Genomic DNA, 26,385 nt, shown 5'->3' with positions numbered 1-26,385 from the left:
TCCTGACACTGCACACCGCCGATAGTTTACTACAGCCTAGAGGCGTGAGACGAACTCCGATACGGAAACTCCCTCAACCCTCTTTGTTATGATGCCAGTGTTATTTGCCTCGCTCAGGAGCGGACAACGAGTTTCCAGGGACGTTGGACAGTCATCGCTTCTTCCGGCTCCAGCACGGCAATCCGCCATCCTCTGCCCCAAGGTCGAGCCAGGACGACCCGATCGGGATTCGCTGCTTTGACCTTTTGAGCCGCCGTAGTGGTCAACTCGCTAAGTGCGATTTTTTCCACGGCTAGAGGTGCGCTAGCGACTGGCGTCAGGCCTGGGGGAGCCTGAATGGTGGGTATTGCCGTGGGGACTGGGGTTGTGGCGGTGGAAGCCTGGATGCTTGGTTTAGCGGTGGGGAGGGGTGCCGTGGCGGTGCCAGTCTGAATCGCCTGAACCGGGGGTTTTTTACCCTTGAGCTGAAGCGGTTCCTGTTTAGGAAGAATCAGTTGACGAGTGCTAACACCGAGTAAGTAAGTAAAGCGGCAAGTCAACCAAGCAATGCTTCCCGTAGCAATTGCCGTCCAATACACCAATATCAGCGCGTTGTATAAAGTGTAAGCAATGCGAGGGGGAAGATAAACCGCTTCTTGCAAGTCTCGCCGGAGGAGTGGGAGGCGGGAGCTTACTTCAAGTTTCCACAAGGTGATAAATGTTTTCATAGCAGATGCTAGCACCGCGAAATCCTCTGAGCCACCTAAAAATCTTATACCGGCACTGGCTGATGCACTTCCAATGGTTCCCCAGTCAAACTAAACGCGCGAACTTCGGTGATTTTGACTTTCACCACTTGACCTTTGAGTTCGGCAATGTTGCCGGTAAAGAAGGTGAGACGGTTGCCCCGCGTACGTCCCATCACCTGGGTGGGATCTTTGGTATTTTGATCTTCTACCAAGACTTCTTCGATGCGACCGAAGTAACGCTGGGACGCTTGAGCCGCTTTAATTGAAACTAAATGATTGAGACGTTGAAGGCGATCGCTTTTTACCTGTTCGCTCAGCTGATTCTCCCACAGGGCTGCTGGCGTTCCCGGACGCGGAGAATAAGCAGCCGTATTTAACAGGTCAAAACCAATATCTTCCACCAGTCGCAGCGTATTCTCAAACTGTTCCTCGGTTTCTCCCGGAAAGCCGACAATCGCATCCGCACTAATCGAGGCATCTGGCATATACCGGCGAATCGTGTCAATGATGCGGCGATATTTCTCATGGGTATAACCCCGCGCCATTGCCTTCAGAATCTCGTTATCTCCTGACTGGAAGGGAATGTGGAAATGTTCGCACACGTTGGGCAATTCGGCACAAGCTCGAATTAACCGTTCGGTGAAATAGCGAGGATGGCTGGTTGCAAAGCGAATCCGGTCAATTCCCGGCACATCATGAACGTAATAAAGCAAGTCTGTGAGCGTATTCTGGTGACGCCCTTCTGCCGTGATTCCGGGCAAATCCCGCCCGTAGGCGTCGATATTTTGCCCCAATAGGGTGATTTCCTTATATCCTTGACGCGCTATTTCCTCCATTTCGGCGCGAATCGCTTCTGGAGTCCGCGATTGCTCGACGCCGCGAACGCTGGGAACCACGCAGTACGTACAGCGTTCATTGCAGCCGTAAATTACATTCACCCAAGCTGTCACTTTACTGTCGCGGCGCGGCTTGGTGATGTCTTCAATGATATGAACTGCCTCAGTCGCCACTACCTGATTGCCGTTGAAAACTTGTTCCAGCAAATCTTGGAGGCGATTGGCGTGTTGTGGTCCCATGACTAAGTCTAATTCTGGCACCCGCCGCAACAGTGCTTCCCCTTCCTGCTGAGCGACGCAACCCGCAACTACCAGTGTCAAATCTGGTTGTTCGTGCTTGCGCTTCGCCTGTCTGCCTAGATAGGAATAAACTTTTTGCTCGGCGTTATCCCGAATGGTGCAGGTGTTGTAGAGGATCAGGTTTGCATTTTCAGGTTCTTCTGACCATTCAAAGCCCATATTTTCCAAGATGCCAGCCATACGCTCTGAGTCGGCTTTGTTCATCTGGCAGCCAAAGGTGGTGATGTGATACCGGCGGGGAGAAGTGGTCATGGACGGCTACAACAAATCAATGAAAATAATCGGAACTGTATATCTATAGTACCTATCTGGAGAATACAGCTATCGCGTCTTTACATCTAAAACTGCCAGAACTGCCCGTAAGCGTTGCCAAAGTTCGAGAGCGATCGCTCTCACGGTGCCCAAGCACCCACGATCCAAGCACCTATAACCCAAGCAGCGGTGAGTCAGCGTTCTTGAATCTTCAGGCAAGCCTATATTTTCTGACGCTTGTAAAAAATTGCGGGAACAAAGTAGGACGTTTATTCTACGAATTCCGCAATAAATTACAGCATCCTAAACTCAGTTATTCAAATTGTTTTGCAATTTTATCCTGATTATGCATCAGAGAGTCCGAATCAGGCAATAGAAGCTCTGACGAGACATCTACTATGCGCCTTTACAGCTCCCTCTTCTTATCAAGCCTATTAGTTACTGGCTTCGCGGTGAATTTACCAAACCTTCGGGATCGCTCGGAAAATTTGCACCAAGCAGATTCAACCCAAAAACACTTATTTACTCATGATTCAAGGCAGGACAGTGCCCATCGCGGTAGCGGACGAAGAGGAAGAGGAAATTCTGAAGCCGCTTTGAGGGGGTTGTTTCATCTTGATTTGACATAGAAGCGCAACCCAGCTTCCCCTAGTTCTACAGGTCGGTTTTTCTATTTTCTGTGAGGATTAAAACAGTCAACATCAGCCAAATAATCGCCAAATATAAAAAGCCCGTTTTCTTGAATAAAGCGGGCTTTTTATATTATCTTTTTGAATTCGTCTACTTTGCCTTAGTTTTGAAAAATTAGCTAATTACTTAGCAAAAAAATTGTAGATGTAACCCTGAAAATCAGCGAAGCGGGCGATCGCCCTCTGGGTTGATGAAGGAGTCGCCGGATGATAAAAAAGGCGAGATTTCGCGCATTGAGGGTCTGTAGGGGCGCAAGCAAGAGTGCCCCTACAGAGACAATATAAGACTTCAAAATAACGTTGATAGAACCCTAAGCTGGTTTCCAGGTGCCGTGGAAGCTAGGGGGGATTGTACTAGGTAATCCCAAACGACACGCAGGTTGCTCCGAAAGGCGATCGCTATTCATAACCCAGACTTCGCTGGTATCGGTGTTGCCGTCATACACCACCGTTAACACCCAACCCTGTTCGGGATTCAGGGCATCCGGAGCATAGATGGGTTCTGAGGGATAACGATTCTCACCCAAATCGGCTTCCTCTAGGGTGTCAGTTTTGGAGTCAAAACGAGCGATCGCGCCAAATTGATCTTGGCTAATCTCTACACCTTGCCGATGTACCGATAGATAGGTTTGGGGCGAAGCTTGACCGACCAGATGCTGTGGCACAACCGGGAACTCACAGTGCCGATCTAAAACTTCTTGGATGCTTGTTACCTGACTGATTGCCGGGTTGAGATGGATTTGCCACAGCGTACTCTTGGCAGGAGTCCGGGTTTCACCCGTCGCGACTTCCTTGAGATACTGATTGGTCTGAAAGTCTTCGTAGCGGACAACATCCACAATCACCGATCCGCTGGCATCCACATAGCCATTCGCAAAGTGCCACTGATACCAGGGTTCAGTTTCGCCACGACTCACCAACGACAGGGTTTCGCGGTCAAAAACCAAAAACTGAGTACCGAGGTTTGGTTGCCACTCCAGCGCATCGCTATAGCTGGTTATGCCTGTTAGCAACGGCAGCACGTTCACTCGCACTGGCGGCACGAAAAAGACTAAATACTGCCCAGCAAGGACAAAATCATGCACCATTGGGATGCCATCTAGTTGAACTACCGCCTTTTGCAGAATCTTGCCTGTGGAGTCACTTTTATAAATATTCAGCGTTGCATTCCGTCCGGGTGAAACCCCAAAGTTAAAAATTTCCCCAGTCTGGGCGTCGCGCTTGGGATGAGCGGAATAATGTAATCCGTCACTCAGTTCCGATAAATTCTCTAATCCCCAAGTTTCCAAGGTTTGCAGGTCGAGGGCGTGGGGTTTGCCGCCTTCCCACAGTGCCAGCAGTTTATCCGGCAAAGCGAGTACCGAGGTATTGGCGGCATTTTTAATCGGTTTGAACCATTGATTCCAGATGGGGCCTGGTGCGGTCATGCCATAGTTGCCATAGAGCAATTGATTCGCTTTAGCTTCCTCTTGGTATCCCTCTGATTGAACGTAGCGATAGACACCAGAGGCACCAGCATCGCTGAAATGCACCCCTAGAATCGCACCATCCCCATCAAACCAGTGTCCCACCCGGATGCCGCCACGCTCTAAGCGGGCTGGGCCGTTGCGGTAGAGGGTGCCGCGCAAACCTTCCGGTATGTTGCCGGAAAGGAGGGGGAGGGGAGTCAGGGGAAATTCTTGTGCAGGTTGGGCGATCGCATTTGCCCAAGCTTTACGGGTTGACGGTTTCGTGGCTGTAGTCATAGTTCAGGAATAGAACGCAACAGAATGGGGATAAAATTAAGTAATGTTAAGCAAGGTCTTTCTTGAGTGTGAACGATCTTGCGGGCGTGCTGCTATATGAGAGGAAGTGCGATCGCGTAGCGCCGACCTGTGTCTCGCGCTCTCCTATGATTTAGAGGGAAGGGATCGCGATCGCTAGAGCAAAAATTGGCTTTATATGAAGAAACTGATTAGAGGGCTGCGTGAGTTTCAAAGCAACTACTTCAGCGAACACCAGGAATTGTTCGAGCAACTCGCTCACGGTCAGAAACCGAGGGTGCTGTTCATCGCCTGCTCTGATTCTCGCATCGATCCAAATTTGATTACTCAAGCAGCTGTCGGCGAACTGTTTGTCATCCGCAATGCTGGCAACCTGATTCCGCCGTTTGGTGCAACGAATGGCGGCGAAGGCGCAACAGTTGAATACGCTGTTCATGCTTTAGATATCCAGCAAATTGTTGTCTGCGGTCACTCTCACTGCGGTGCAATGAAGGGACTGTTAAAATTGGACGGTTTGGCGGCAGAAATGCCCTTGGTTCACGACTGGTTAAAGCACGCAGAAGCGACACGTCGGCTAATTAAAGAGAACTACACAGACCTTTCAGGTGAAGAACTTCTGGAAGCCACGATTGCTGAGAACGTGTTAACGCAAATTGAAAATCTGCGGACTTATCCAGTGATTCGCGCTAAACTTCACCGAGGCAAACTGTCTCTCCACGCCTGGATTTATCACATTGAAACGGGGGATGTTTGGGGATACGATCCGATTCGTCAGGAATATCTGCCACTCTACAGCCAACTTTCCACCAATCAGGATGAATCTGTAGAGCCTAATCCTGAGCGAATTCCCTCAATGCTGTTATCTCCGGAGCAAGCGGAACGAATTTACAGAGGTTCTGCCGCGAGATAAAGGTGTGGGTTATCAAGCGTTTATCTGCTGGTATCTGCAATTTCAATTATTAGGAACCAGCAACCTGAAAATCCTTGCCTCTAATAGGGGTTGGATTTTTAGGTATTTTTACTTTCATTTGTGCAATGGTAATTTGTAGCCTCCACATTAAGGGGGCTATCGGCTTCAAAATTACGCCTCACGGTCTTGATATTAAAAAGGAATTTGGGATCAAAAATTCTAACTTGATCGGCGTTAAAAGGAAATCTGCGATCGCACGTCTCAAATGTTTAGAAATATGCGATCGCTTACTTTTAAAACCTACCGACTTGCTGCTTCAGCCGTTTCCTGCTTTTGGGCAGATCCCTGAGTTCCTAGCTGAATTAGCTCAATCTTGTAGCCATTCGGATCTTCCACAAAGGCAATCACCGTCGAACCATGCTTCATTGGCCCCGGTTCCCGCGACACCTTGCCGCCACGCGCCTTAATTTCGTTACAGGTGGCGTAAATATCATCAACGCCAAGAGCTATATGACCGTAGGCATCTCCCAGGTTATACTGCTCTACGCCCCAGTTGTAAGTTAATTCCACAACTGTATGGTCAGATTCGTCACCGTAACCCACAAATGCCAGCGTGAACTTCCCATCCGGATAATCTTTGCGACGCAGTAACTTCATGCCCAGCACGTCGCAGTAAAATTTCAAAGACTCTTCTAGGTTGCCGACTCGCAACATCGTATGTAGCATTCGCATCGTTTTGATCCCGAATTCCTTTTTAATATGACGTTTGAGTGTCCGCTCAGGACGTATTCTATTTCAATCCCCGATCGGGATCTTTACACAACAACCCACGCCACCATAGAAACCATATTACATTCAGCCACGCTAGGTGTTTTCGACAAGGGATGACCACCGCTATAACCAGCTGGCTAAAAAGCCTATCTAAGGTTTGCTGATGTGTGAGACACTTGCAATTTTGCTACTGAAGGGTGAAACGGAATGATTAACACGCCAGATACTGCCATCGACGCCATTGTGGCTCGTGAAATTCTCGACTCGCGGGGGCGTCCCACAGTGGAAGCCGAAGTCTATCTGATCAACGGTGTGATGGGATTGGCTCAGGTTCCCAGCGGCGCTTCTACAGGGACTTTTGAAGCCCACGAATTGCGGGATGAGGATGCCAGCCGCTACGGTGGCAAAGGCGTCCTCCAAGCCGTCCAGAATGTTGAGGAGAAAATTGCTCCTGAGTTGTTGGAGATGGATGCGCTCGATCAGGTTTTGGTTGACCGCACGATGATTGAGCTGGATGGCTCGGAAAATAAATCGAATTTGGGAGCAAATGCCATCCTCGCCGTCTCCCTGGCAACCGCCAAAGCAGGTGCGGCGGCTCTGGAATTGCCGCTCTATCGCTATCTTGGGAGTCCCTTATCGAATGTGCTGCCGGTGCCGTTGATGAACGTGATCAATGGCGGTGCCCACGCGGATAATAACGTGGATTTCCAAGAGTTTATGATTGTGCCGGTCGGCGCGTCTTCATTTAAAGAAGCGCTGCGATGGGGTGCCGAGGTGTTTGCGGCTCTCAGCAAAGTTTTAAAGGACAAAAACTTGCTGACTGGCGTTGGCGATGAAGGCGGTTTTGCTCCTAATTTAGAATCCAATCAAGCAGCTTTGGAACTATTGGTGGCGGCGATTGAGAAGGCTGGCTATAAACCCGGAGAAGACGTGGCGCTGGCGCTAGATGTTGCTGCCAGTGAGTTCTATAAAGAAGGGCAGTATGTCTACGATGGCTCCTCCCATTCCCCGGCTGACTTTATTGAGTATCTGGGTAAGTTGGTGGGACAGTATCCGATTGTCTCAATTGAGGACGGACTGCACGAAGAAGACTGGGAAAACTGGAAACTCTTAACAGAGAAAATGGGCGATCGCGTTCAACTCATCGGCGACGATTTGTTTGTCACCAACCCCATCCGCCTGCAAAAAGGCATCGAGCAAGCCGCAGCGAACTCGATCCTGATTAAACTCAATCAAATTGGTTCTCTTACGGAAACCCTGGAAACGATTGAACTGGCTACTCGCAACGGATTCCGGTCAATCATCAGCCATCGCTCCGGCGAAACTGAAGACACCACGATTGCCGATTTAGCCGTAGCCACGAGAGCCGGACAAATTAAAACAGGTTCGCTTTGTCGCAGTGAACGGGTGGCGAAGTACAACCGACTGCTGCGAATTGAAGATGAATTAGGCGATCGCGCCGTCTATGCGGCTACGATTGGGCTAGGCCCCCGCTAAAGCGGATTAATTCGGGCAGTTTGTGCCAGATAATCGGGTGGCTCGTTCAGGAATTCAGTCAATTTGTCTGTTGTCTATAAAAGGATTGACCGACTTTTGCACAACTCAACATGAAACTAAAAATCCTGGCGATCGCCACCCTATTTGCTCCCCTGTCCGTGTCAGCAGCCGTCCGCGCCGAAGCAGTTAGACCATTACTTCAAATCCAACCCTGTAATAACTGTCAGCTCATCGGCGCTGCTGAAACGACGCCAGACGCTCAAGAGGATTGGCAGGAGTTTTCTTCCTCTGAAGGAGGCTTTGTGGTGCTAATGCCGGGAACCCCAGAGGAAGAAACACATACCGAAAAAGCTGAAGAAGGCGACGTTGAGCAGCATTTGTTTACAGCCGCTACGCCGGATGGTGTCTTTTTAGTCTCCTATGCTGACTTTGCCAACGAGATCGATCGGCTAGAGGCTAAAGAACTCTTGGATGCGGCGACTGAGGGTTATATAACGGATGGCGCGAAGTTAATCGCTCAGCGCCCAATTTCACTGCATGGAAGTCCCGGCAGAGAAATTAAGTATAAAGATTCGGACGGTTCTATTGGTCAATGTCGGATTTTTCTGGTGAACAAGCGGCTGTATCAAGTCAGTACGCTTGGTTCAAATACCAAGGATGTTCAAAAGTTTTTCGGCTCATTTCAATTAGTGCCGTAATCAAAGCATTTGGAGTATTTTTTCACATAAACTCATTCACATTTTGTAGGGGCGTGTTTGTGCCATGCCCCTACACCAGGAATTAGGGGTGAATAAATACTACGACCAGCGATCGCTGTTTGCCAGCCAATTATTTTAGATACCCGTTTTCTAGACTAGAAAACGGGTTTTTGGTATGTACCTAGCGATCCAATATTTTATTGGGCTGCGACTGAGTCGCGCGATCGCGTCAAATTTTTTCTCGTCGCAGCTAACTTCAGTAAGCCCCTCTGATTGCCAACACCAGCCGCTCATTCGACGACTCCGAAAAAACGATCCCTCAGCCATCCAACTCAACACCCAAAAATCTAAAAGGCGATCGCTACGGGTAAAAACCGAGTTGAGGTAAACCTAGGGTTTCTTCCATACCCAGCATCAAATTGAGACATTGGAGAGCTTGACCAGCTTGACCTTTGATTAAATTATCAATCGCTGACATGACAATGACCCGATCCGTGCGGGGATCAACTTCGATGCCGATATAGCAAAGATTAGTCCCGCAAGCCCATTTCGTTTGAGGGTAGATGCCGCCTGGTAATATTTTCACAAAAGGCGAAGCACGGTAGAAAGCTGAAAAGATGGTAATTAAGTCTTCTCGCACTAACCCCGGATCGCGCAAGTTGGCATAAACGGTTGCGAGAATCCCGCGCACCATTGGAATCAAGTGAGGGGTAAACTGCACTGTAACTTCGTGACCGGCGAGATCGCTACAAACTTGCTCAATTTCGGGGGTATGTCGGTGCCGTCCGCCAACACCGTAAGCTCCTAGCGTATTATCTGCCTCAGCCAGCAATAAATTGGTTTTCGCTTGCCGTCCACCGCCGGAGGTGCCAGATTTGGCGTCGATAATCGCAGTTTCTGGTAAGACTAACCCTTGCTTGAGTAGCGGCGAGAGTGCTAGCAAACTGGCGGTGGGGTAGCAACCAGCGCAACCCACTAACTGGGCGTCGGCAATGCGATCGCGGTATAGTTCCGGTAAGCCGTAAACCGCCGTAGTTGCGAGTTCTCGGTCTTGACGTTCTCCCCCGTACCAAGCTTGATAGGTTTCCGGGTTGGAAAATCGGTAATCGGCGGATAAATCCAGCACTTTGCACCCCTTCGCCACTAGCGTCGGTGCCATCTGATAGGCAAGACCATTGGGCAAAGAGAGAAAAACGGCTTGACAGCGGTTGGCAATGGTATCTAAATCAAGCGGTTCTATCTTTAAGTCAACACGATGACCTAAATGGGGGTAAAGGTCAGAAAAGGACTTTCCAGCGCTACTCTCACCACCTAGGTAAACCAGTTCGACTCCTGGATGCTCCATCAAGAGTCTTACAAGTTGCACACCACCATAGCCTGACGCGCCAACAATTCCAACAGGCACGCGCCCTAAATCACCCATGATGCTTGTTCCCTAAAAAGTTTAAATTTTAAACGCTCAGCGGTCAGCAAAGCGCAGTCAACCAAAGTCAGTACTGAGCGATCAGGATACGGCATTGCCATGTCCCTAATGGTTGCTGAATAGAATTTCTTTGTCATTGCTTATTCCTCAGTCCTGCTAAAAGCTGATGGCTGAAAGCGACTTTTGCTGCATTGTAGTATTAAAACCAAGATTTGGTGGTAGAAATATCAGCGTCATCATTTAGGGTTACAAGGTTAGCTGCGGGGAATGCAAGGTTGGCTAGAGCAACTGTTCGGGGAGTGACCGACTCTTTTGGGAATTTATCCTTATAGAAAAGCACCGCTCCAATTGATATTTTGGGCGGTGCTGCGTGGTCTAATTAGCGTTATAAATCAATATCATGACACACTTGACAAAACGTTTTCTATTGTGAACACTATAAGTATCATTGAATTGAATATTTTTGTGGCGGCATCTTATGTTTTCGACTGATGTGACTAGACTTTTGGGCAAACCGTACTTTCAGGCTCCAAACTGCCTGATTTATAACATTGATTGTTTGGAAGCAATGCAAAAATTGCCAAAGGAATGCATTGCTTTAACAGTCACAAGCCCGCCCTATAACATTGGGAAAGAGTATGAAAAACCGCTACCACTAGATGAATATTTAAATTGGTGTGAAAAGTGGATAGTTAAGGTTCACCATATTACATCGTCAAGTGGTGCCTTTTGGCTAAACTTGGGCTATTTGTCCATTCCAACTCGTGCTAAAGCGATTCCTATTTCATATCTTCTTTGGAATAGGATTCCCTTCTATTTAATTCAAGAAGTTGTTTGGAACTATGGTGCTGGAGTGGCAGGAACTAAGTTTTTTTCACCAAGAAACGAGAAATTTTTGTGGTATGTCAAGAATCCCGATAAATATACTTTTAATCTTGATGATGTTCGAGATCCAAATGTAAAATATCCAAATCAAAAAAAGAACGGTAAAATTAAAGTAAATGTTTTAGGTAAAAATCCTACTGATGTATGGGAATTTCCTAAAGTTACATCTGGTCAAAATAGAGCCTCAAAAGAACGCACTTCTCATCCAGCGCAATTTCCAATTGCTGTAATTGAGCGAATAATAAAGTCTGCATCCAATTTAAACGAGATTGTTTTAGATCCATTTATGGGATCGGGTACTACTGCCGTTACTGCTTTAAGTTTACAACGCCCCGTTATTGGTTTCGAGATTCAAAAAGAATACTGTGAAGTTGCTGCCAATAGGATTGATAATTTTCTAAGTAGAAATAAAGCCAGTAAAGCGCAATTGTCTTTGTCTTTAGATAATTCTTCAAATTCAGATGAGGAGTTATGTCTGGAGCGGTATTTTTAACAGTTTGTAACGCTCTACTTCAGGTCTTAGATTGGCTTGCTGACCAGTTTGTGACTTTTGTCCTTTCCAGTCATCAAGATCCAGCCATCCAAATCTAACTAAATTGATTTGTGGGTTTAATAAACTAATAATTAATTTTTGGAAGTTAATTACAAGGTAATAACCTGATTTTGTTTTAGTTCCTGGATTTACAGTGGAGCTTTTTTGAGTATAGCTACGATCACCATATGTATTTCGCTTGCTAGAGGATGTTTTAATCTCTATCGAGAAGTAGTCATCAGGTACATAAACCAAGTCTTTTTCGTATTTATTTGACTGAATGCGCCAGATTTGCGGATATCTATAGGCAAATTCTAATGGTATGAGATCGTGTAAAAACGACCCTAAAACTTGCGGACTTGGAAAAAAGTCTACTCCAATTTTATATCCCCTACTGGTTATACTTGATTGAAAAATTTCACTCCATACTTGAATTACAACTTCATAAATTTCATTAGGGTCAAGTGGGTGTTGGTCTATCAGCTCTAGAGTCTTGGCTTGCCACTCTTGAACTAAAAGCCCTTCGTAGGGAGAGTTATTCATTCAATTTCTTTAAGCAATTCACTTGGTGACACACGCAAAGCTCTTGCTAATCTGACGATATTGACTAAGGCAACATTTCTCTCACCCCGCTCAATACCACCAATGTATGTGCGGTGTAAATCTGTTAGTTCTGCCAGTTTTTCCTGAGAAAGGCCGCGAGCCTTTCTCAACTGCCGAACTTGATCGCCAAATTTTTCTAGCTCAGGATTTGTCACCATTAGGAGAAAGGATGATGCTTCAGATGCCTATTATTCCACAGACGATAAGTATCAATTTGAGCGTCGCCGTCGAATTCGCGCGATCGCGCCGCTGGGGGCTGCCCACAGGCTACTCTCAAAAAGAGATACTGGATCTATGGTTTATTGCGCTAATTAATCTGTGGAATTGTCTCAAAGCAAAGACGCGCAAAATCGCGCTTCTTCAACCCAACCGTTTAAATTTGACGCGATTGACGCCGCCTTGGCAGACCTGAAGGCTGGGCGGGTGGTCGTGGTAGTAGATGATGAGAGCCGGGAAAACGAAGGCGACTTGATTGGCGCGGCTCAGTTCGCCACGCCCGACATGATTAATTTTATGGCGGTAAATGCAAGGGGTTTGATTTGTCTGGCGCTGACAGGCGATCGCTTGGACGAACTGGATCTGCCGTTGATGGTGAGCAACAACACCGACAGCAACCAAACTGCTTTCACCGTCAGCATCGACGCCGCACCGAATATGGGAGTTCGTACCGGCATCTCAGCGGAGGATAGGGCGGTGACGATACAAGTCGCCCTTAACCCAGCAACCCAGCCGAATGACTTGCGCCGTCCCGGTCACATTTTCCCCTTGCGGGCGAGGGAAGGAGGCGTCCTGAAACGAGCCGGTCATACAGAAGCCGGTGTTGATTTGGCAAGATTGGCGGGATTGTACCCGGCTGGGGTGATCTGTGAAATTCAAAATCCCGATGGGTCGATGGCGCGGTTGCCAGAGTTAATCGAGTACGCCAAGACTCACCAACTGAAAATTATTAGCATTGCTGACTTAATTAGTTACCGCCTCAACCACGAACGGTTTGTCTGCCGCGAGACGATTGCTGAACTGCCGACTCAGTTTGGGAATTTTCAAATTTACGCCTACCGCAACAGCCTGGATCAATCCGAACACGTCGCAATTGTCAAGGGAGACCCAGCCGAGTTCTCAGACCACTCAGTGATGGTGCGGATGCACTCGGAATGCCTCACGGGTGACGCTTTGGGTTCTATGCGCTGCGACTGCCGAATGCAGTTGCAAGCGGCGCTAAAAATGATTCAGAATGCCGGGTCGGGGGTTGTGGTTTACCTGCGCCAAGAAGGACGGGGAATTGGGCTGGTTAATAAATTGAAAGCATACTCGTTGCAAGACATGGGGCTGGATACCGTCGAAGCAAACGAGCGCTTAGGTTTCCCTGCTGACTTGCGGGATTACGGGGTGGGGGCGCAAATTCTCAACGATTTGGGAGTGAAAAAAATTCGCCTGATCACGAATAATCCCCGCAAGATTGCAGGTTTAAAAGGTTATGGCTTAGAGGTGGTGGATCGGGTGCCGCTGTTGATTGAGGCGAATGATTATAATTCCATCTATCTAGCGACCAAAGCGAAAAAGCTGGGTCATATGCTGTTGCAAACGTATTTAATCACCGTAGCGCTGCACTGGCAGGATGAGCCGGAGTCAGTCACAAAGCGCTACGAACGATTAGAGAAACTACGGCATTTGGCAAAAACTCACGATTTGTTGTTGCAGGAAGAAACGCGACCTGTTGGGATCGCTCTGTTCGGCACGCCATCGTTAACCGTTCACTTAGGTTTTGACCAACCCAATCTGGCGTCACCGGATTGGTATCAGCAGACAGGACATCCTTATGTGCGAGCGATCGCGCAAATTCTGGATGCTTTGAGTGCGTGGCCTCAGTTGCAATATCTAGAATTTATGGTTTCGACGGGAATAGACCCCCTGACAGGCTTACAAATCCAGCTAGACCGGCAGAACTTCCCCGCAAGTACCCTGCCTTCGTCAGTTTGCCATCAGTTAGAAACCCAGAAAATCTACAGCTTTCAGAGTGGTGAGGGCTAAGTAGAGTTAGGACTGAGGACTGAGGGCTGAGGACTGAGTAGAGTTAGGGCTAAGTAGAGTTAAGACTGAGGACTGCGTAGAGTTAGGACTGAGGGCTGAGGACTGAGGACTGAGTAGAGTTAGGGCTGAGGACTGAGTAGAGTTAGGAAGGTTTTCAGCTAACGTTTGTGAGCTTTTACTTGATGAGCGTCTAAGTAGATTGGGATAAATAAACTTAACGGATAGGACTGTTTATCGCTCATGGAAAATTGAAAATTACCATGCACAATCAACGATGAACGGGCTTATTGAGTTATGTTTATTGTCACCCAGTTACTTAATTCCGTAATTTCTAGTAATGAAGCGATGCACTACGGATATAAAGCTATCACCGTTATAGGAACTGCCGCCTTACTTAGTGGAGGGACGACAGCTATCTATGCACAGGCTCAGCCCCTACTCTTTCCTCAGCACTCTTTCCCTAGCACTCTTATAGTGGCTCAGTCGAGTGCAGAGGAATTATTCAATCGGGGGATGGAGAAGTATAACCAAGAAAACTATAGCGGCGCTTTCAATGATTTCACCGCTGCAATTCGCCAGGATGCCAACCTGACTAAAGCCTACTACAGCCGAGGGTTGGCAAGGCGGAAGCTAGGAGATAATCAGGGAGCGATCGCAGATTATACGGAGTTGCTGAAGCGAAATCCCCAGAATGCCGATGCCTACCTCAACCGGGGTGTAGTTTATGCCGACCAAAAAAAGTATCGGGAAGCAATTGAGGACTACACTAAGGCGCTGAATCTCGACCAGAAAAATGCGATCGCTTATTACAACCGGGGGAACGCCCGCAGTGCCCTAGGAAATCCTAGAGGAGCCGTTGAGGACTACAGCAAAGCGATTCAGCTTCAGCCTAGGGATGCCACCGCCTACGTGAATCGGGGGAATGCTCGCGTTCAACTGGGAGAAACCCAGGAAGCGATCGCTGATTTTACGAAGGCTCTGGGTCTGAACCCTAATCTAGTAGAAGCTTATTACAATCGCGGGATTGTCCGGCGGCGGCTGGGAAATATCAAGGAAGCGATCGCGGATTATGACCAAGCCATCCAGCGCGATCCCAACAATGCAGCAGCTTACTACAATCGAGCGATCGCTCGTCAGCAAATTGGTAATCCTCAAGCAGCCATTGCCGACTATACCGAGGCGATCGCTATTTCTCCCAACTTTGCTAAAGCTTATGGCAACCGGGGGCTGCTGCGCTACGAAACCGGCGATGCTAGAGGCGCAATTGAGGATTTACAAGCATCTGCGCGACTTTTCTCCGAGCAAGGATTAACCGCTGACTCTCAAAAGGCATTGCAATTGCTGAGACAGTTAAAATAGACCGCCTCCGTCATCGAAATGAGCCAGTGCCCATCTTCTGCCAGATCCCAACCACGTTCTGAGGTGAAAGTCGGTCAGGGTTGTTATTTTTCGCAAACACCGCTGGAATTTTCTACACCCTTTTTCAGAGGAGATAGGGTAGAGATCGTGTGCCGCTGCGTAAGCATACGTCTCTTTAATTACAGCAAATCCAACCGCATCTCATTACTTTCGCTAAAGCCAAGACTAGAGTAGACTGGCTTACCTGGTGGGGAGGCGTGTAGGATAACCCTTGTGCAGTTAAGCGATTTTAGATGGTCGATTGCACAAAGCGTAAGTTTCTTGGCAAGTCCCTGTCTGCGGTGAGGCGGTTCAACGTAAACTCCCCAGATGTATCCATATTTGCGAGATTCCGGTTTGAGGATATGCGGGTAAAGACCAGCAAACAGCTGACAACTTGCTGAAGCGATCGCTCTTCCATTAATCTCCGCCACAAAAGCTTTGTAGCATCCCTCTTTTCGAGCGCCTTCTATAAACTGGAGCGTAATGTTGAGCCAGTCAGACTCAATAGAATCAGAAGGAACATGATTATCCAGCCACATTTGATAAAAATGTTGAGCAATTAGAGAATCTTCCTCTGGAAAAGCTTCTCTGATATAAATTTCTCGTTCCATCACCACGATACGGGTTCATTCTTATTTTACGGTCAGAGTAATCTTGAAAGTGGTCTTCTACAAGAGCCACTTTTTCAATCTAATCTCAGTCCACTTCGGTTTGATTATCTCTTATCTGGTAACTATGGATTTAGCAATCGCGCTCGATAGCAATTCCGTATCCTTACCCTTGGGTTAAGTCACCAAAGCGATCGCGATATCTCTCTAATAACTCTGCCAGCTCATTTGAGCGTTGTCGTTCCGACTCAGCTTGCTGTTGTGCTAACTCCCGCTGATTCCGCTCAATTTCAGCTAATTCCTCCCCTGTCTGATACCTCACACCTTGGGCATCGTACCAGTACAATACCTCGCGCTGTATGCCTCCGACTTGAGCCACAAATCGCCCAATTCCTAAACCGATTTCTGGCATCCAGAATGGTTCTCCGATTTGTAACTGATATTGCCCATTTACTAAACGGTAAACTTCAAAAGGTTGTTCCTGGTCGCGCCGCCAGAAATTCGGATTATAAATTACATAATACAACACTCCTAAATTGGCATAAATTGCCATTTTTGTATCGTATTCTCCCCCATAAGTGTGAGAGACAATTTCTAAGACAAAAATGGGGGCAATATTATTTTCTTCCCAGAGAACATAGCTGGAGCGAGAACCATTGTTTTTCCTCCGTTCCACTCCCAAACTTAGAAATCCATCTGGCACCACGGGTACTCTTGGATTCACGCCTGTCGTGTGATAGATGCCCATATCTACACCAAAATACCAGTCAAGGCGATTACCCCAAATGAACTCCAGCAAGAATAATAGAAAATTCGGGATAAAATTCTGGTCTTCGTTATCCACAGGTGTATCATCCGAACAAGGAAGTTCAGCACTTGTTGGTAATCTAGTTTCCGGGTTGTGCTGTACCATAAAGATTAGCTCCACAAGCTATTAATATAATTATCCAATAAATCTCCCTAAATAAATCCAATTTATTTAAAGAATAATCTCTTTTCTCTTCCTCTGCGTTCTCAGCGTCTAAAGCGCTAACGCGCACGGCTTCGCTAACGCTAAGGCGGTTCGTTTAAAAAAGATAGTGTTCATAAATTAAATGAGATTGTCATAACATGAGTTTAGATGTAATTGTTATCGGTAGCGGAATTGGCGGTTTAACCGCAGGGGCGTTACTTGCCCGTTACGGAAAACGAGTGCTAGTGTGCGAAAGTCACGCGATCGCTGGTGGCGCTGCACACAGTTTCTCTCGGCAGGGATTCCATTTTGACTCTGGCCCCTCATTTTATTGCGGACTCACCCCTGGAAGCGGTCTAAATCCATTACAGCAAGTGTTAGAACTTTTGGGAGAATCGTTGCAAGCGGTTCCCTACGATCCCCTAGGACATTACCATTTTCCTGAAGGCACCTTTCCCGTTTACAGCGATGCTGAACGATATTGCCAAACTGTTGCTGAAATCACGCCTCAAGGTGCAAGAGAATTAGAACAATTTGAAAAACGTCTGCTACCTCTTTACGAATCCCTGCGGGAGATTCCTACTATTGCTTTAAGGGCAGATTGGCAGATAATACCAGTGGTTTTGGGGAAATATTTACCATCTGTATTGAAACTGCTACCGCATCTAAAAACCGTCCAAGGTTCTGTTGGTAATGTGATGGATCGAGAGGTACGAGATCCTTGGGTGCGGCGCTTAATTGACTTGGAATGTTTTCTACTTTCTGGACTTAAGGCGCACGGAACAATTGCCCCAGAAGTGGCATTTATGTTGGGAGAACGTTCTCGCGCTGGTGTCGAGTATCCCGTTGGAGGAAGTGGCGCAATTGTTGATGCTTTAGTGCGCGGTTTAAAGCGTTGGGGTGGCGAATTAAAATTAAATTCTCATGTTGAGCAAATACTAATCCAATCGGGCAAAGTGACAGGCATTAAGTTAAAGAATGGTGAAGTTATTAATGCGCCTGTTGTAATTTCTAATGCTACCCTTTGGGATACTTATACTAAGTTATTGCGCCCAGAAGATTTGCCGCTGTCTTATCGTCAACAATCTTTAGAAACGCCAGCGGTTGACAGCTTTATGCACTTACATTTAGGCATCCGCGCTGAGGGTTTGGAAAATCTGACGGGACATCATGTGGTAGTTCACGATGCGAGTAAAGATATTACTGAACCGGGGAATACTTGCATGATTTCTATCCCTTCGGTGTGGGATGCTAATCTTGCACCAGAGGGACATCATGTAGTTCACGCCTACACATTAGAACCTTATGAGGGATGGCAACGAGATGAAGGGTATGAGGAGAGGAAAAAAGAGCGATCGCAATCTCTATTCCGTGCGTTAGAGAGGGTGATTCCGGATATACGCGATCGCGTTGTATTAGAACTTATTGGTACACCATTAACTCACGCTTATTACTTACGCCGCTATCAGGGAACTTATGGCCCTGCAATTGCAGCAGGTCAAGGGACATTTCCTGGCACACAAACGCCGATTTCTGGATTGTATCGTGTGGGAGATAGTACGATGCCAGGAATTGGCGTTCCCGCTGTTGCTGCTTCGGGAATTTTGTGTGCAAATACTTTGGTTACGCCGCAAGAGACGGCGAAGTTATTAAAAATTTGAAGTTCAAATTAAGCTTTCTTAATTGTCGGCTTCGCGGCGATACTCCCCGCCTAGCATCTCACAACTCAAGTAGGATTGCTAGAAGAAAAGCGATTAGTGAAGCGGGAAAAAAGTAAATGGGTGTGACGAGTATCAAGAAACAGCAACAATATATATTAAAAAAACGAATTGCCCCCCGATCGTAATCATAGAGCAATTAGAAAAGAGAGGATTTTCTTTTAGGGTGCGATCGCACCCCCAATTTAGCCCCTTTCATCCTCTGTTGATTCAGTTAAAATTTCCTGCATGACGGGTGAGAGTCGATTATTCAAACGTCCTGCACGGATCAGTTCAGCGTAGGTGTCGGCTTCAATATCTAAGAGTTTTTCTCGCAATTGTTGCATATTAAGCGCTCGCAACTGAGGATATTGATTTTGCAACTTCTCAATTTCCTCCTCAATACTCTTGAGTTGTCCTTGAACCAGATTTAACTCGTAACGATAAAACTCCTGATCGATTTCTAATTCTTTGCCAGCTTCCAATAAATAATTCAACACTCGATTTAAGGCAACGCGACGGGCAATTGCCTCTGAATATTGCTGGCGTAGCGGCTGATCTCCAATCAGTCCTAATCTTTCCAAAAACCACTGAGTTGTCAAACCTTGAACTAACAGAGTAAACAACACAACGCCGAACACCATATCAATAATTTCCTCTCTTCCTGGTAAGATAATGGGTACACTTACCGCCAAGGCAATTGAAACTGAGCCTCTTAAACCACCCCACCAAAGTATTGTTTGATCTCGCCAACCTATTTGAGATTTAACTAGCCAATTGCTCAAAGCACTGAGTCCATAGATGGCAATTGCTCGCGTTACCAATACCGCCCCAATTGTCACCGCAATCAGACTAAAATTCTCTACTAGACGCGAGTAGTGGATTTGATCGCCAATTAAAAGAAAAACGATGGAATTGACAAAAAATGCTAAAAATTCCCAAAATTCAGATACCAATAACCGGGTGCGCGGGTTCATGCCAATGCGAGAGCCAAAGTTACCCAAAATCACACCAACCGTGACAACCCCAATTACCCCAGAACCACCCAACTCTTCTGTTATCAAATAAGTGCCGTAAGCAGAAACAAGAGTGAGTGATTGTTCTACTAATGGCAAGTCAAAACGTTGCGTAAGGTAGGAAATTCCAAAACCAACTAAGCTGCCAATTCCAATCCCAACACCAACAAATACTAAAAAACTAGCAACTGTAGTGTCTAGTGCAAACTCATTGGTTCCTAGGGGGATTCCCACTAGCAACGTAAACGCCACCACCGCCACGCCATCATTAAATAAACTCTCTCCCTCCATCAACATTGTTAAGCGTTTGCCAGCACCCAGTTCCCGAAACAAAGCTACTACGGAAACGGGATCGGTAGCAGATAAACAAGCACCGACAAGGAGGGCAGTTGTAAGAGGAAGTCCAGTCAGCCAATTGAGAGGAAATGCAATACCAACAACCGAGATGATGACACCGACAATGGCAAACAAAGTGACGGGAAATATATCATCTTTCAAGTCTCGCCAACGGATATTCCAAGCAGCTTCAAATAGTAGGGGAGGCAAAAAAATCTCTAGAATTAATTCTGGCGACAGATTCACCAACCGCACATCTACAAATGCTAAAAATAACCCGACAATTACCAGCAGCAATGTGTAAGGAATTTGGCGTAACCAACTGAAAATTCGCGAGAGTGTCGCCACACTCAAGGAAATAGACAACACTAGCAGAAATTGCTCCAAGCTTTGCTTAATGGAAGCTTCATCTAGGGTGGTTTCTATCGCCATAGGAAACTCCAAATCGTAATTAGTCGTTAAAACTTAGTCGTTAAAACACTGTAGCTTTTAATTTGCCTTTTAATCTAGACGTTGTATAGGATAGTCTCTTAAATTGCCAACATCGTATCATTCAATAGATTTGGTGTTTACAAACATAATTTATTGCATCTATCTTAAGTAAGATAAAACGTTATGTCAGACATTAAACAGTTAATTGCAGATATCCAGCAGGAAGCGCAACGGGAAACATTTCCCGTTGATGAACCTGTGTATCTGGCAGCGAGTTTGGAGCCTACGCAGCCAATTCTCTATGCAGGCAATCTAGAGAGCAAGCTATGCTTTTTTGCCCGCGATTTGGGAAAAGATGAAGTACGGGCACGTCAACCGCTTTGCGGTGCTGCCGGTGGCTTTGTGCGTCGGGGTTTGTACAGTGCGATCGCAGCCACCGAACCCAATAAGGATACCGATTTACAAGTTGTCCTCGATCGCGTTTTACTGACAAATACCGTGCCTTACAAACCACCGGGTAACAAAGCATACGCTGAGGCTGTGAAAAAACGATTTCGCCCCTTTTTAGAGCGATTATTGGTATTGCATTGGCAAGGGGATAAAATTATCACTTTGGGAAATGAAGCATTTAATTGGTTTGCCCCTTATGCGGCTAAGGATGAATTGAAGCAGTTTTTTGCAAGAAGCGATCGCTACTCTGCCAGCATTCAAGTTACGCTTCAGGCGAAGGACACACAAGGCAATATACATCAACGTTCAGTGATGCTACTGCCACTCCCTCATCCTTCCCCACTCAATCAAAAATACTACGCCCAATTTCCTCAACTACTTCAGCAACGCCTCGCTGAAATAGTGCCGTAACACATTAACCCCAGCTATCGAATGGTTGAGAAAAGCGCTCTGTGTATTTATTTAAAGGGGGTATATATTCAGTTAATCATGATTAATGTAGCGTTTTTTCCCTATTACTTTGCCTTCTTTATCAAAAGACATTTCAAACGAAATCCAAGCAAAATCACCCCAAAGAGCTGCACCATCCACACCATAACTCCAATTCTCCCGATCGAGGCTATGTTCGGGAGCAGGTAAGATTTTTAAAATTTCATCTTTGCCCATTCCTAATTGGATACTGGAGAATTTTTCTTCTAAAAAGCCTAGAGGTAATTTTGTATCAATTAAAGGATAAGGCAGAACATAACTCTCGGTATGGCAAACAAACCAGGCTAAAGTAAAAATTCCAATTCCTGCAAAAAACAAAGAGTCGATTCTAAGAGGTGATTTCATGGATTTCCTCAATTCATAAATATAAATATTGACGATATCGGAATTGATGATTCCCTTGACTACCCTGTAAAATCTAATTTCACAGAACCAAAGTTAATTAGTCTCCCCTAAATTTTGGATTTCTGTTAGTTCCTTGCACTTAGAAGATTAGGGGCAAGATAACTAGCGATCGCTCTTGGGTTGGAAAACAGGGCAAACGCATCGAAAATTCAGATGTACCCATCTCTCCATAATCCTTCCCTCTATTCTCTGATGACTCATTACCGCTACTAACTGATAAGAATTTCTAATGGTTTGGCTAAACTTCGATCGGATAAGTATTTTAAGATTTGCCTGAGAAATTAGCCTGAATTTTGAGCGGATTTGAGACTCATGAATTATAAGTATTGAGTGTTTTTTTAAATTTAAAACTCAACACTTATAATTCAACTAACTCAAAACTTCTGCTTTCTACTCACATTGGTTTTAGGCGCGTTACCTTGAGCTTAAAAGAACCGCCACTTGTTTCCCCAAAAGCCCGAACCCGAATAATATAATCACCCGGCTCGGTAATGCGGGAAAATAAAAGCGAGTTAGTGCTGCCGTCGGGACCGTCATCATTTTCCGCCACAGTAGCGCCATCCGACGACATCAGCGTCACAATCGTGTCAAAACTATCAGAGATCAAGTCAACCGCTACCTGATCTCCAGCATCCAGACTCACCACGTAATCACGAGCAAAACCTCCCTCACCAGTCGGAATATCTTTTTCAGTCAGCGTGTCGGAAACTTCGTTGTTTGCCGGTACAGGAATTGGGCTGTACACCTTATTTTGCGCTCTGGCTGATATAGTGGTCAGACAAAGAGCCAGCAGCGTGGCAGGAACAATCAGGGTGCGGTGCCATCTAAGGGCAAAAGCGTCAGTCATAAAAATTTCCGCTGGACACCCTTCCCTTTTGAGGGTTGGGGGAAAGCGGGGCGGGGTGTACCGCTTCCCAAACAAAGAATGTTTCTACTATTTATTTTTTACTTTCTTTGGCACCCGGAAGCGATTCGATAGAAGCGATCGCTTTGCTTTACGCAATTTGTGGATAGTCCGGCACTTGGGAAGAAACCGGAAAATCCGATCGGTAATTGCTCTGTCCGTGTTACCGCCCGACTTGAGCTTTCTCCAGATGGGCAGGCTGGAGCTGGCTAATTCACTAGCTTATCTCCTAAAAGCGATGAGTTGGCGCTCAAACTCCTGTTCATTGATTGAGTGGTGGTGAAATCCATTCTTTTTATATCCTTCCTAATTAGTTTTGACGGACAGGACGATACGGCAATTTACCGCAGAGCGAGGACTTCTCCCTTTACACTGTCCAAACACTATAAACAAAAGCCTGTAGCCATTTCAACACTGCCTCTAGCGCAAAAGTTGCCCCAAAAGCTAGCGTTGAAAAATCTAAAGACTTGAGGAACGTGTTTCCTTTCAGGAGCGGCCTTATGAAATCAATTGTCAAAAGAATTAATTTGTTGTTAGCACGACAAAAGGGAAAAGTCAAAAGGAAAAGGTCAAAATCTATCGCCTTTTTGCTTTTTGCCCTTCCACATCTGGCGTTGGGAATATCCGTTTGCTTTCTGAGCGTGCAGGCACAATCGATCGTCCCGGCGACTGACGGCACCGGCACCATTGTGAAGCCCAATGGAACCCAATATGACATCCAAGGCGGCACGACATCCGCTGATAAGACCAATTTGTTCCACAGCTTCACCCAATTTGGTCTTAGCCAAGGTGAGATTGCCAACTTCATTTCTAGCCCCTCCATTCAAAATATCCTGGGGCGCGTTACGGGGGGCGATCCTTCAGTCATTAATGGGCTTCTCCAAGTCTCTGGCGGCAATTCCAACCTCTTCTTGATGAACCCCGCTGGGATCGTTTTTGGCGCAGGAGCCAGTTTGAACGTACCTGGAAGCTTCACCGCTACCACAGCGACTGGAATTAAACTTGACTCAGGATGGTTTAATGCCATCGGTTCTAATAGCTATGCGGCGCTGGTAGGGACGCCGAATACCTTTGCCTTCGCCACCCCTCAAACTCCCGGAGCGATTGTCAACGAGGCACAGCTAGCCGTTAAAGATGGGCAGGATCTCAATCTACTCGGTGGCACGGTTGTCTCCGTCGGTAATCTCTCGGCACCTGGGGGGAAGATCGCGGTTGCATCTGTACCAGGTGAAAAGATGGTTCGCCTTTCTCAGGCGGGAAACCTGCTGAGTTTAGAGATTCAACCTCTCTCGCCTTCTCTCCCCCTCTCCATCGCTTCTCCTCTCTCTTTGCCGCAGTTACTCACAGGTGGAGGCGCTAACAATGCGACAAAAGTAACGGTTAGCGGCACTGGGGAGGTGAAACTGTCTGGAGCTAACATCCAGGTAGACGCTGGTGATGTCGTGGTGCAGGGAGCCACTTCTAAAACTTCCTTGCCCTCCCTGGGGAGTTCTGTGAATTTGGCTTCTGCTAACAACATTACAGTCCTCGGAAAAATCGATACCTCTGCCACTTTTTTAGGGGCACATGGGGGTTCTGTAACGATGTCCGCTTTTAAGGATATTAATATCCTGAGTTCGCCCTTAGACGGGATTTTGACAACTTCTGATTCAGGTAATGGCGGCAATATTTTTCTAACGAGTACAGCAGGTTCAATTAACATTAAAAGTTTTTTAAATTCTTCATCAAATCTTGGGAATGGAGGTGCAATTACTCTTTCGGCACTTGACAAAATTAACAATATTGTTGCACCTAAAAATAGTCCGACAGGGACAATTAATATTGCTGGTTCTATCAATTCCTCGTCCAACGCTGGAAACGGGGGTGCGATCGCGCTTTTGGCTCTGAACGAAATCAACGCTGGAGTCATCAACTCTAGTTCAGCAATTGGGAATGGGGGATCTGTCACCCTCGATCCGCTTGGAGATATTCAAGTTGCCTCCATCAATGCCCAAGGGGGAACGAATGGCGTGGGGGGAAACGTTAACATTGCAACTGGTCAATTTTTCAAAGCTACGGGCACTTTTCTAGACCAAGATGGGATCTCTGCCAGTATCTCTACGTCCGGAGGAATTGGAGGAGGCGCGATCGCTATCCAGCACGGTGGCGGCAATAATTTAGTTCCTTTTTTAGTTGGAAATCCAACAACAAACGGGACAGCCGGAGCGCTGAACAATGGGCAATTCACGATTTCGACCTTCCAATCTTTTCCTGGGCCAGACACTCAGGGAAATATTCAATTAATTACTGCCGATCCCGATCAAATAATCGATCCCACAATCTTAATCGACGACCCAGAAGAGGAGCCACCCACAGAACTCCCACCGGATATCCCGGCCATTGAAATTGACACGGTCGTGACCGAACGCGAAGAAATTTTTACCCGTCAATTTGCCGAATATTTCGGTCTTAATAATCTTCCCACTCGTGTTAATTCTCTGCTTGATGCTCGTCAGACTCTCGCAAGAATTGAAACAAAAACGGGAGTCAGGCCGGCGCTGATGTATGTTGCTTTTGTTCCCAAAACCATTGCAGCAGAAGTGCAGGAAAGTAGGAGAGTCCAGGGGAATGAAAAATCTCTCTCACTCAACACTCAGCAGGGGCAAGAAACCCCAGCCTCTACAGATGTCAGCACTCACGACGAGCTGGAAGTAGTGCTGGTAACGGCAGAGGGTCCACCCATCCGCAAGCGGTTATCGGGAGCCGTGCTAGGAGCGCAAGGCGCATACGCTTCGCGAACGCAAGTTCTCAAAGTCGCCGAGCAATTTCGCAAGGAAGTCATTCGGATCAGACGCACTCCCACCTACCTGACCTCAGCCAAGCAACTGTATCAGTGGCTAATCGCTCCGCTAGAAGGCGATTTACAAGCTAGAGGCATCCAAAATCTCGTATTCGTGCCCGATAGTGGGTTGCGTTCTGTACCATTTGCAGCTTTATATGATGGTCAACAATTTCTGGTGGAGAAATACAGCGTCAGCTTGATCCCCAGTCTTAGCCTAACGGACACTCTCCAACGCAACCTAAAAAACTCTCAAGTTTTGGCAATGGGAGCATCGGAATTTCCCGACCAAGACCCGCTTCCCGCTGTGCCAACCGAGTTATCAATCATTACACCTGAGTTGTGGCCTGGTAAATCCTTCCTCAACAATGCTTTCACTCTCAAGAATCTCAAGACTCAGCGCCGTCTACAACCGTTTAGAATTGTTCACCTGGCAACCCATGCAGAATTTGAACCAGGAGATCCGAGTAACTCCTACATTCAGCTATGGGACACGAAGCTGTCCTTAAACCAACTGCCACAGCTTGAGTGGAATGACCCGCCGGTAGATTTGTTAGTCTTGAGTGCCTGCCGCACTGCGCTGGGTGATGAGCAGGCGGAGCTGGGTTTTGCTGGGTTAGCGGTGCAGGCAGGAGTCAAATCAGCGCTGGCAAGTCTTTGGTACGTCAGCGACCAAGGCACCTTGGGACTGATGACGGAATTTTACCAAGAATTGAAAAAAGCCTCCGTGAGAGTGGAGGCACTGCGGCAAGCACAGGTAGCGATGCTGAAGGGGCAAGTGCGAATACAGGGAGGTAAACTGCAAACTCCCAGAGGGGATGTGGTTCTAACGCCCGAACTCGCGAAGCTGGAGAATCAAAATTTATCTCATCCTTATTATTGGGCAGCTTTTACGATGATTGGCAACCCGTGGTAATCCATGCAAAATGCAGAATTAAAAATTAAAAATGAGGAGTTCTTCA

General features: G+C 46.8%; 22 protein-coding genes. 10 read left to right on the top strand and 12 right to left on the bottom strand.

Annotated elements, in window-relative coordinates; all coding sequences use genetic code 11:
- Positions 1-113 precede the first annotated feature (113 nt).
- The 3 genes from NC994_RS20970 to NC994_RS20960 all read right to left on the bottom strand — a co-directional run bounded on the left by NC994_RS20970 (position 114) and on the right by NC994_RS20960 (position 4,550).
- Positions 114-707: a hypothetical protein gene (locus NC994_RS20970; protein WP_190432250.1), complete on the bottom strand. Its 594-nt coding sequence runs from the start codon at positions 705-707 to the stop codon at positions 114-116.
- Positions 708-751: 44 nt separating this feature from the next.
- Complete coding sequence (gene miaB / locus NC994_RS20965) at positions 752-2,116, bottom strand: tRNA (N6-isopentenyl adenosine(37)-C2)-methylthiotransferase MiaB (RefSeq protein ID WP_190432248.1); 1,365 nt, start codon at positions 2,114-2,116, stop codon at positions 752-754.
- 1,000 nt (positions 2,117-3,116) lie between these two features.
- Positions 3,117-4,550 carry a carotenoid oxygenase family protein gene (locus NC994_RS20960; protein ID WP_190432243.1) on the bottom strand — a complete coding sequence of 478 codons (1,434 nt, stop codon included), beginning with the start codon at positions 4,548-4,550 and terminating at the stop codon, positions 3,117-3,119.
- Positions 4,551-4,746: 196 nt separating this feature from the next.
- Between NC994_RS20960 and NC994_RS20955 the strand changes: the two genes are divergently transcribed.
- On the top strand, positions 4,747-5,478 hold the full coding sequence (locus NC994_RS20955; RefSeq protein ID WP_190432241.1) for a carbonic anhydrase: 732 nt from the start codon (positions 4,747-4,749) through the stop codon (positions 5,476-5,478).
- Positions 5,479-5,778: 300 nt separating this feature from the next.
- Here the strand turns inward: NC994_RS20955 and gloA are convergent, their stop codons facing one another.
- Positions 5,779-6,210, bottom strand: coding sequence for a lactoylglutathione lyase (gloA, locus tag NC994_RS20950; RefSeq protein ID WP_190432239.1), 432 nt, complete (start codon positions 6,208-6,210; stop codon positions 5,779-5,781).
- A 246-nt stretch (positions 6,211-6,456) separates the two neighbouring features.
- Between gloA and eno the strand changes: the two genes are divergently transcribed.
- From eno to NC994_RS20935, 3 genes are all read left to right on the top strand, one after another.
- Entirely contained in the window at positions 6,457-7,746 is a 1,290-nt protein-coding gene (eno, locus tag NC994_RS20945; RefSeq protein ID WP_190432237.1) for a phosphopyruvate hydratase, read from the top strand.
- Positions 7,747-7,856: 110 nt separating this feature from the next.
- Positions 7,857-8,444: a hypothetical protein gene (locus tag NC994_RS20940; protein WP_190432235.1), complete on the top strand. Its 588-nt coding sequence runs from the start codon at positions 7,857-7,859 to the stop codon at positions 8,442-8,444.
- Positions 8,445-8,619: 175 nt separating this feature from the next.
- Positions 8,620-8,832 (top strand): hypothetical protein, encoded by a 213-nt coding sequence (locus NC994_RS20935; RefSeq protein WP_190432232.1) that lies wholly within the window; start codon positions 8,620-8,622, stop codon positions 8,830-8,832.
- On the opposite strand, the gene argC is transcribed toward NC994_RS20935, so the two are convergent.
- Positions 8,806-9,867, bottom strand: coding sequence for an N-acetyl-gamma-glutamyl-phosphate reductase (gene argC / locus NC994_RS20930; protein ID WP_190413299.1), 1,062 nt, complete (start codon positions 9,865-9,867; stop codon positions 8,806-8,808). The genes NC994_RS20935 and argC overlap by 27 nt on opposite strands.
- 478 nt (positions 9,868-10,345) lie before the next feature.
- On the opposite strand from argC, the gene NC994_RS20925 reads away from it, so the two are divergent.
- Positions 10,346-11,245, top strand: coding sequence for a site-specific DNA-methyltransferase (locus tag NC994_RS20925; protein ID WP_190432231.1), 900 nt, complete (start codon positions 10,346-10,348; stop codon positions 11,243-11,245).
- On the opposite strand, the gene NC994_RS20920 is transcribed toward NC994_RS20925, so the two are convergent.
- Entirely contained in the window at positions 11,222-11,827 is a 606-nt protein-coding gene (locus NC994_RS20920) for a ScaI family restriction endonuclease (protein ID WP_190432229.1), read from the bottom strand. The two genes, NC994_RS20925 and NC994_RS20920, sit on opposite strands and share 24 nt — an antisense overlap.
- Positions 11,824-12,045, bottom strand: a complete 222-nt coding sequence (locus tag NC994_RS20915) for a helix-turn-helix transcriptional regulator (protein ID WP_190432221.1) — start codon at positions 12,043-12,045, stop codon at positions 11,824-11,826. Before NC994_RS20915 ends, NC994_RS20920 begins: the two co-directional genes overlap by 4 nt.
- Before the next feature lie 160 nt (positions 12,046-12,205).
- Here NC994_RS20915 and ribBA point away from each other — a divergent pair, with 160 nt between their 5' ends.
- Together ribBA and NC994_RS20905 are read left to right on the top strand one after the other, a co-directional pair.
- A complete protein-coding gene (ribBA, locus tag NC994_RS20910; RefSeq protein WP_347276545.1) occupies positions 12,206-13,915 on the top strand; it encodes a bifunctional 3,4-dihydroxy-2-butanone-4-phosphate synthase/GTP cyclohydrolase II in 1,710 nt (569 codons plus the stop codon).
- A gap of 294 nt (positions 13,916-14,209) precedes the next feature.
- Positions 14,210-15,274 carry a tetratricopeptide repeat protein gene (locus NC994_RS20905; RefSeq protein ID WP_190432219.1) on the top strand — a complete coding sequence of 355 codons (1,065 nt, stop codon included), beginning with the start codon at positions 14,210-14,212 and terminating at the stop codon, positions 15,272-15,274.
- 179 nt (positions 15,275-15,453) lie between these two features.
- Here NC994_RS20905 and NC994_RS20900 read toward each other — a convergent pair whose 3' ends face one another.
- Entirely contained in the window at positions 15,454-15,927 is a 474-nt protein-coding gene (locus NC994_RS20900) for a GNAT family N-acetyltransferase (protein WP_190432217.1), read from the bottom strand.
- A gap of 163 nt (positions 15,928-16,090) precedes the next feature.
- Positions 16,091-16,837 (bottom strand): Uma2 family endonuclease, encoded by a 747-nt coding sequence (locus tag NC994_RS20895; RefSeq protein WP_190413288.1) that lies wholly within the window; start codon positions 16,835-16,837, stop codon positions 16,091-16,093.
- Between the two features lie 197 nt (positions 16,838-17,034).
- Here NC994_RS20895 and NC994_RS20890 point away from each other — a divergent pair, with 197 nt between their 5' ends.
- Positions 17,035-18,537, top strand: a complete 1,503-nt coding sequence (locus NC994_RS20890) for an NAD(P)/FAD-dependent oxidoreductase (protein ID WP_190432215.1) — start codon at positions 17,035-17,037, stop codon at positions 18,535-18,537.
- A gap of 242 nt (positions 18,538-18,779) precedes the next feature.
- Here the strand turns inward: NC994_RS20890 and NC994_RS20885 are convergent, their stop codons facing one another.
- Positions 18,780-20,357 (bottom strand): Na+/H+ antiporter, encoded by a 1,578-nt coding sequence (locus tag NC994_RS20885; protein ID WP_190432213.1) that lies wholly within the window; start codon positions 20,355-20,357, stop codon positions 18,780-18,782.
- Positions 20,358-20,540: 183 nt separating this feature from the next.
- Here NC994_RS20885 and NC994_RS20880 point away from each other — a divergent pair, with 183 nt between their 5' ends.
- Entirely contained in the window at positions 20,541-21,218 is a 678-nt protein-coding gene (locus NC994_RS20880; protein ID WP_190432211.1) for a uracil-DNA glycosylase family protein, read from the top strand.
- 72 nt (positions 21,219-21,290) lie between these two features.
- On the opposite strand, the gene NC994_RS20875 is transcribed toward NC994_RS20880, so the two are convergent.
- Complete coding sequence (locus NC994_RS20875; RefSeq protein WP_199299425.1) at positions 21,291-21,641, bottom strand: hypothetical protein; 351 nt, start codon at positions 21,639-21,641, stop codon at positions 21,291-21,293.
- 454 nt (positions 21,642-22,095) lie between these two features.
- Positions 22,096-22,548, bottom strand: coding sequence for a PPC domain-containing protein (locus tag NC994_RS20870; RefSeq protein ID WP_190413280.1), 453 nt, complete (start codon positions 22,546-22,548; stop codon positions 22,096-22,098).
- Positions 22,549-23,105: 557 nt separating this feature from the next.
- Between NC994_RS20870 and NC994_RS20865 the strand changes: the two genes are divergently transcribed.
- Positions 23,106-26,339 carry a CHAT domain-containing protein gene (locus NC994_RS20865; RefSeq protein ID WP_190432209.1) on the top strand — a complete coding sequence of 1,078 codons (3,234 nt, stop codon included), beginning with the start codon at positions 23,106-23,108 and terminating at the stop codon, positions 26,337-26,339.
- The last annotated feature ends 46 nt before the right edge of the window (positions 26,340-26,385 follow it).

Source organism: Trichocoleus sp. AS-A1 (assembly GCF_039962015.1).
GTDB lineage: Bacteria > Cyanobacteriota > Cyanobacteriia > Cyanobacteriales > FACHB-T130 > FACHB-T130.
This window is presented reverse-complemented; position numbering and strand designations above follow the sequence as displayed.

What these genes read in the sequence shown, in the direction of transcription:
- NC994_RS20875 (WP_199299425.1), bottom strand. Translation starts at nt 21,641, where the DNA reads ATGAAATCACCTCTTAGAATCGACTCTTTGTTTTTTGCAGGAATTGGA.
- NC994_RS20900 (WP_190432217.1), bottom strand. Translation starts at nt 15,927, where the DNA reads ATGGAACGAGAAATTTATATCAGAGAAGCTTTTCCAGAGGAAGATTCT.
- NC994_RS20940 (WP_190432235.1), top strand. Translation starts at nt 7,857, where the DNA reads ATGAAACTAAAAATCCTGGCGATCGCCACCCTATTTGCTCCCCTGTCC.
- NC994_RS20905 (WP_190432219.1), top strand. Translation starts at nt 14,210, where the DNA reads ATGTTTATTGTCACCCAGTTACTTAATTCCGTAATTTCTAGTAATGAA.
- NC994_RS20960 (WP_190432243.1), bottom strand. Translation starts at nt 4,550, where the DNA reads ATGACTACAGCCACGAAACCGTCAACCCGTAAAGCTTGGGCAAATGCG.
- NC994_RS20915 (WP_190432221.1), bottom strand. Translation starts at nt 12,045, where the DNA reads ATGGTGACAAATCCTGAGCTAGAAAAATTTGGCGATCAAGTTCGGCAG.
- NC994_RS20925 (WP_190432231.1), top strand. Translation starts at nt 10,346, where the DNA reads ATGTTTTCGACTGATGTGACTAGACTTTTGGGCAAACCGTACTTTCAG.
- eno (WP_190432237.1), top strand. Translation starts at nt 6,457, where the DNA reads ATGATTAACACGCCAGATACTGCCATCGACGCCATTGTGGCTCGTGAA.
- gloA (WP_190432239.1), bottom strand. Translation starts at nt 6,210, where the DNA reads ATGCGAATGCTACATACGATGTTGCGAGTCGGCAACCTAGAAGAGTCT.
- argC (WP_190413299.1), bottom strand. Translation starts at nt 9,867, where the DNA reads ATGGGTGATTTAGGGCGCGTGCCTGTTGGAATTGTTGGCGCGTCAGGC.
- NC994_RS20880 (WP_190432211.1), top strand. Translation starts at nt 20,541, where the DNA reads ATGTCAGACATTAAACAGTTAATTGCAGATATCCAGCAGGAAGCGCAA.
- NC994_RS20895 (WP_190413288.1), bottom strand. Translation starts at nt 16,837, where the DNA reads ATGGTACAGCACAACCCGGAAACTAGATTACCAACAAGTGCTGAACTT.
- NC994_RS20890 (WP_190432215.1), top strand. Translation starts at nt 17,035, where the DNA reads ATGAGTTTAGATGTAATTGTTATCGGTAGCGGAATTGGCGGTTTAACC.
- NC994_RS20920 (WP_190432229.1), bottom strand. Translation starts at nt 11,827, where the DNA reads ATGAATAACTCTCCCTACGAAGGGCTTTTAGTTCAAGAGTGGCAAGCC.
- NC994_RS20870 (WP_190413280.1), bottom strand. Translation starts at nt 22,548, where the DNA reads ATGACTGACGCTTTTGCCCTTAGATGGCACCGCACCCTGATTGTTCCT.
- NC994_RS20885 (WP_190432213.1), bottom strand. Translation starts at nt 20,357, where the DNA reads ATGGCGATAGAAACCACCCTAGATGAAGCTTCCATTAAGCAAAGCTTG.
- NC994_RS20935 (WP_190432232.1), top strand. Translation starts at nt 8,620, where the DNA reads ATGTACCTAGCGATCCAATATTTTATTGGGCTGCGACTGAGTCGCGCG.
- NC994_RS20865 (WP_190432209.1), top strand. Translation starts at nt 23,106, where the DNA reads ATGAAATCAATTGTCAAAAGAATTAATTTGTTGTTAGCACGACAAAAG.
- NC994_RS20955 (WP_190432241.1), top strand. Translation starts at nt 4,747, where the DNA reads ATGAAGAAACTGATTAGAGGGCTGCGTGAGTTTCAAAGCAACTACTTC.
- NC994_RS20970 (WP_190432250.1), bottom strand. Translation starts at nt 707, where the DNA reads ATGAAAACATTTATCACCTTGTGGAAACTTGAAGTAAGCTCCCGCCTC.
- miaB (WP_190432248.1), bottom strand. Translation starts at nt 2,116, where the DNA reads ATGACCACTTCTCCCCGCCGGTATCACATCACCACCTTTGGCTGCCAG.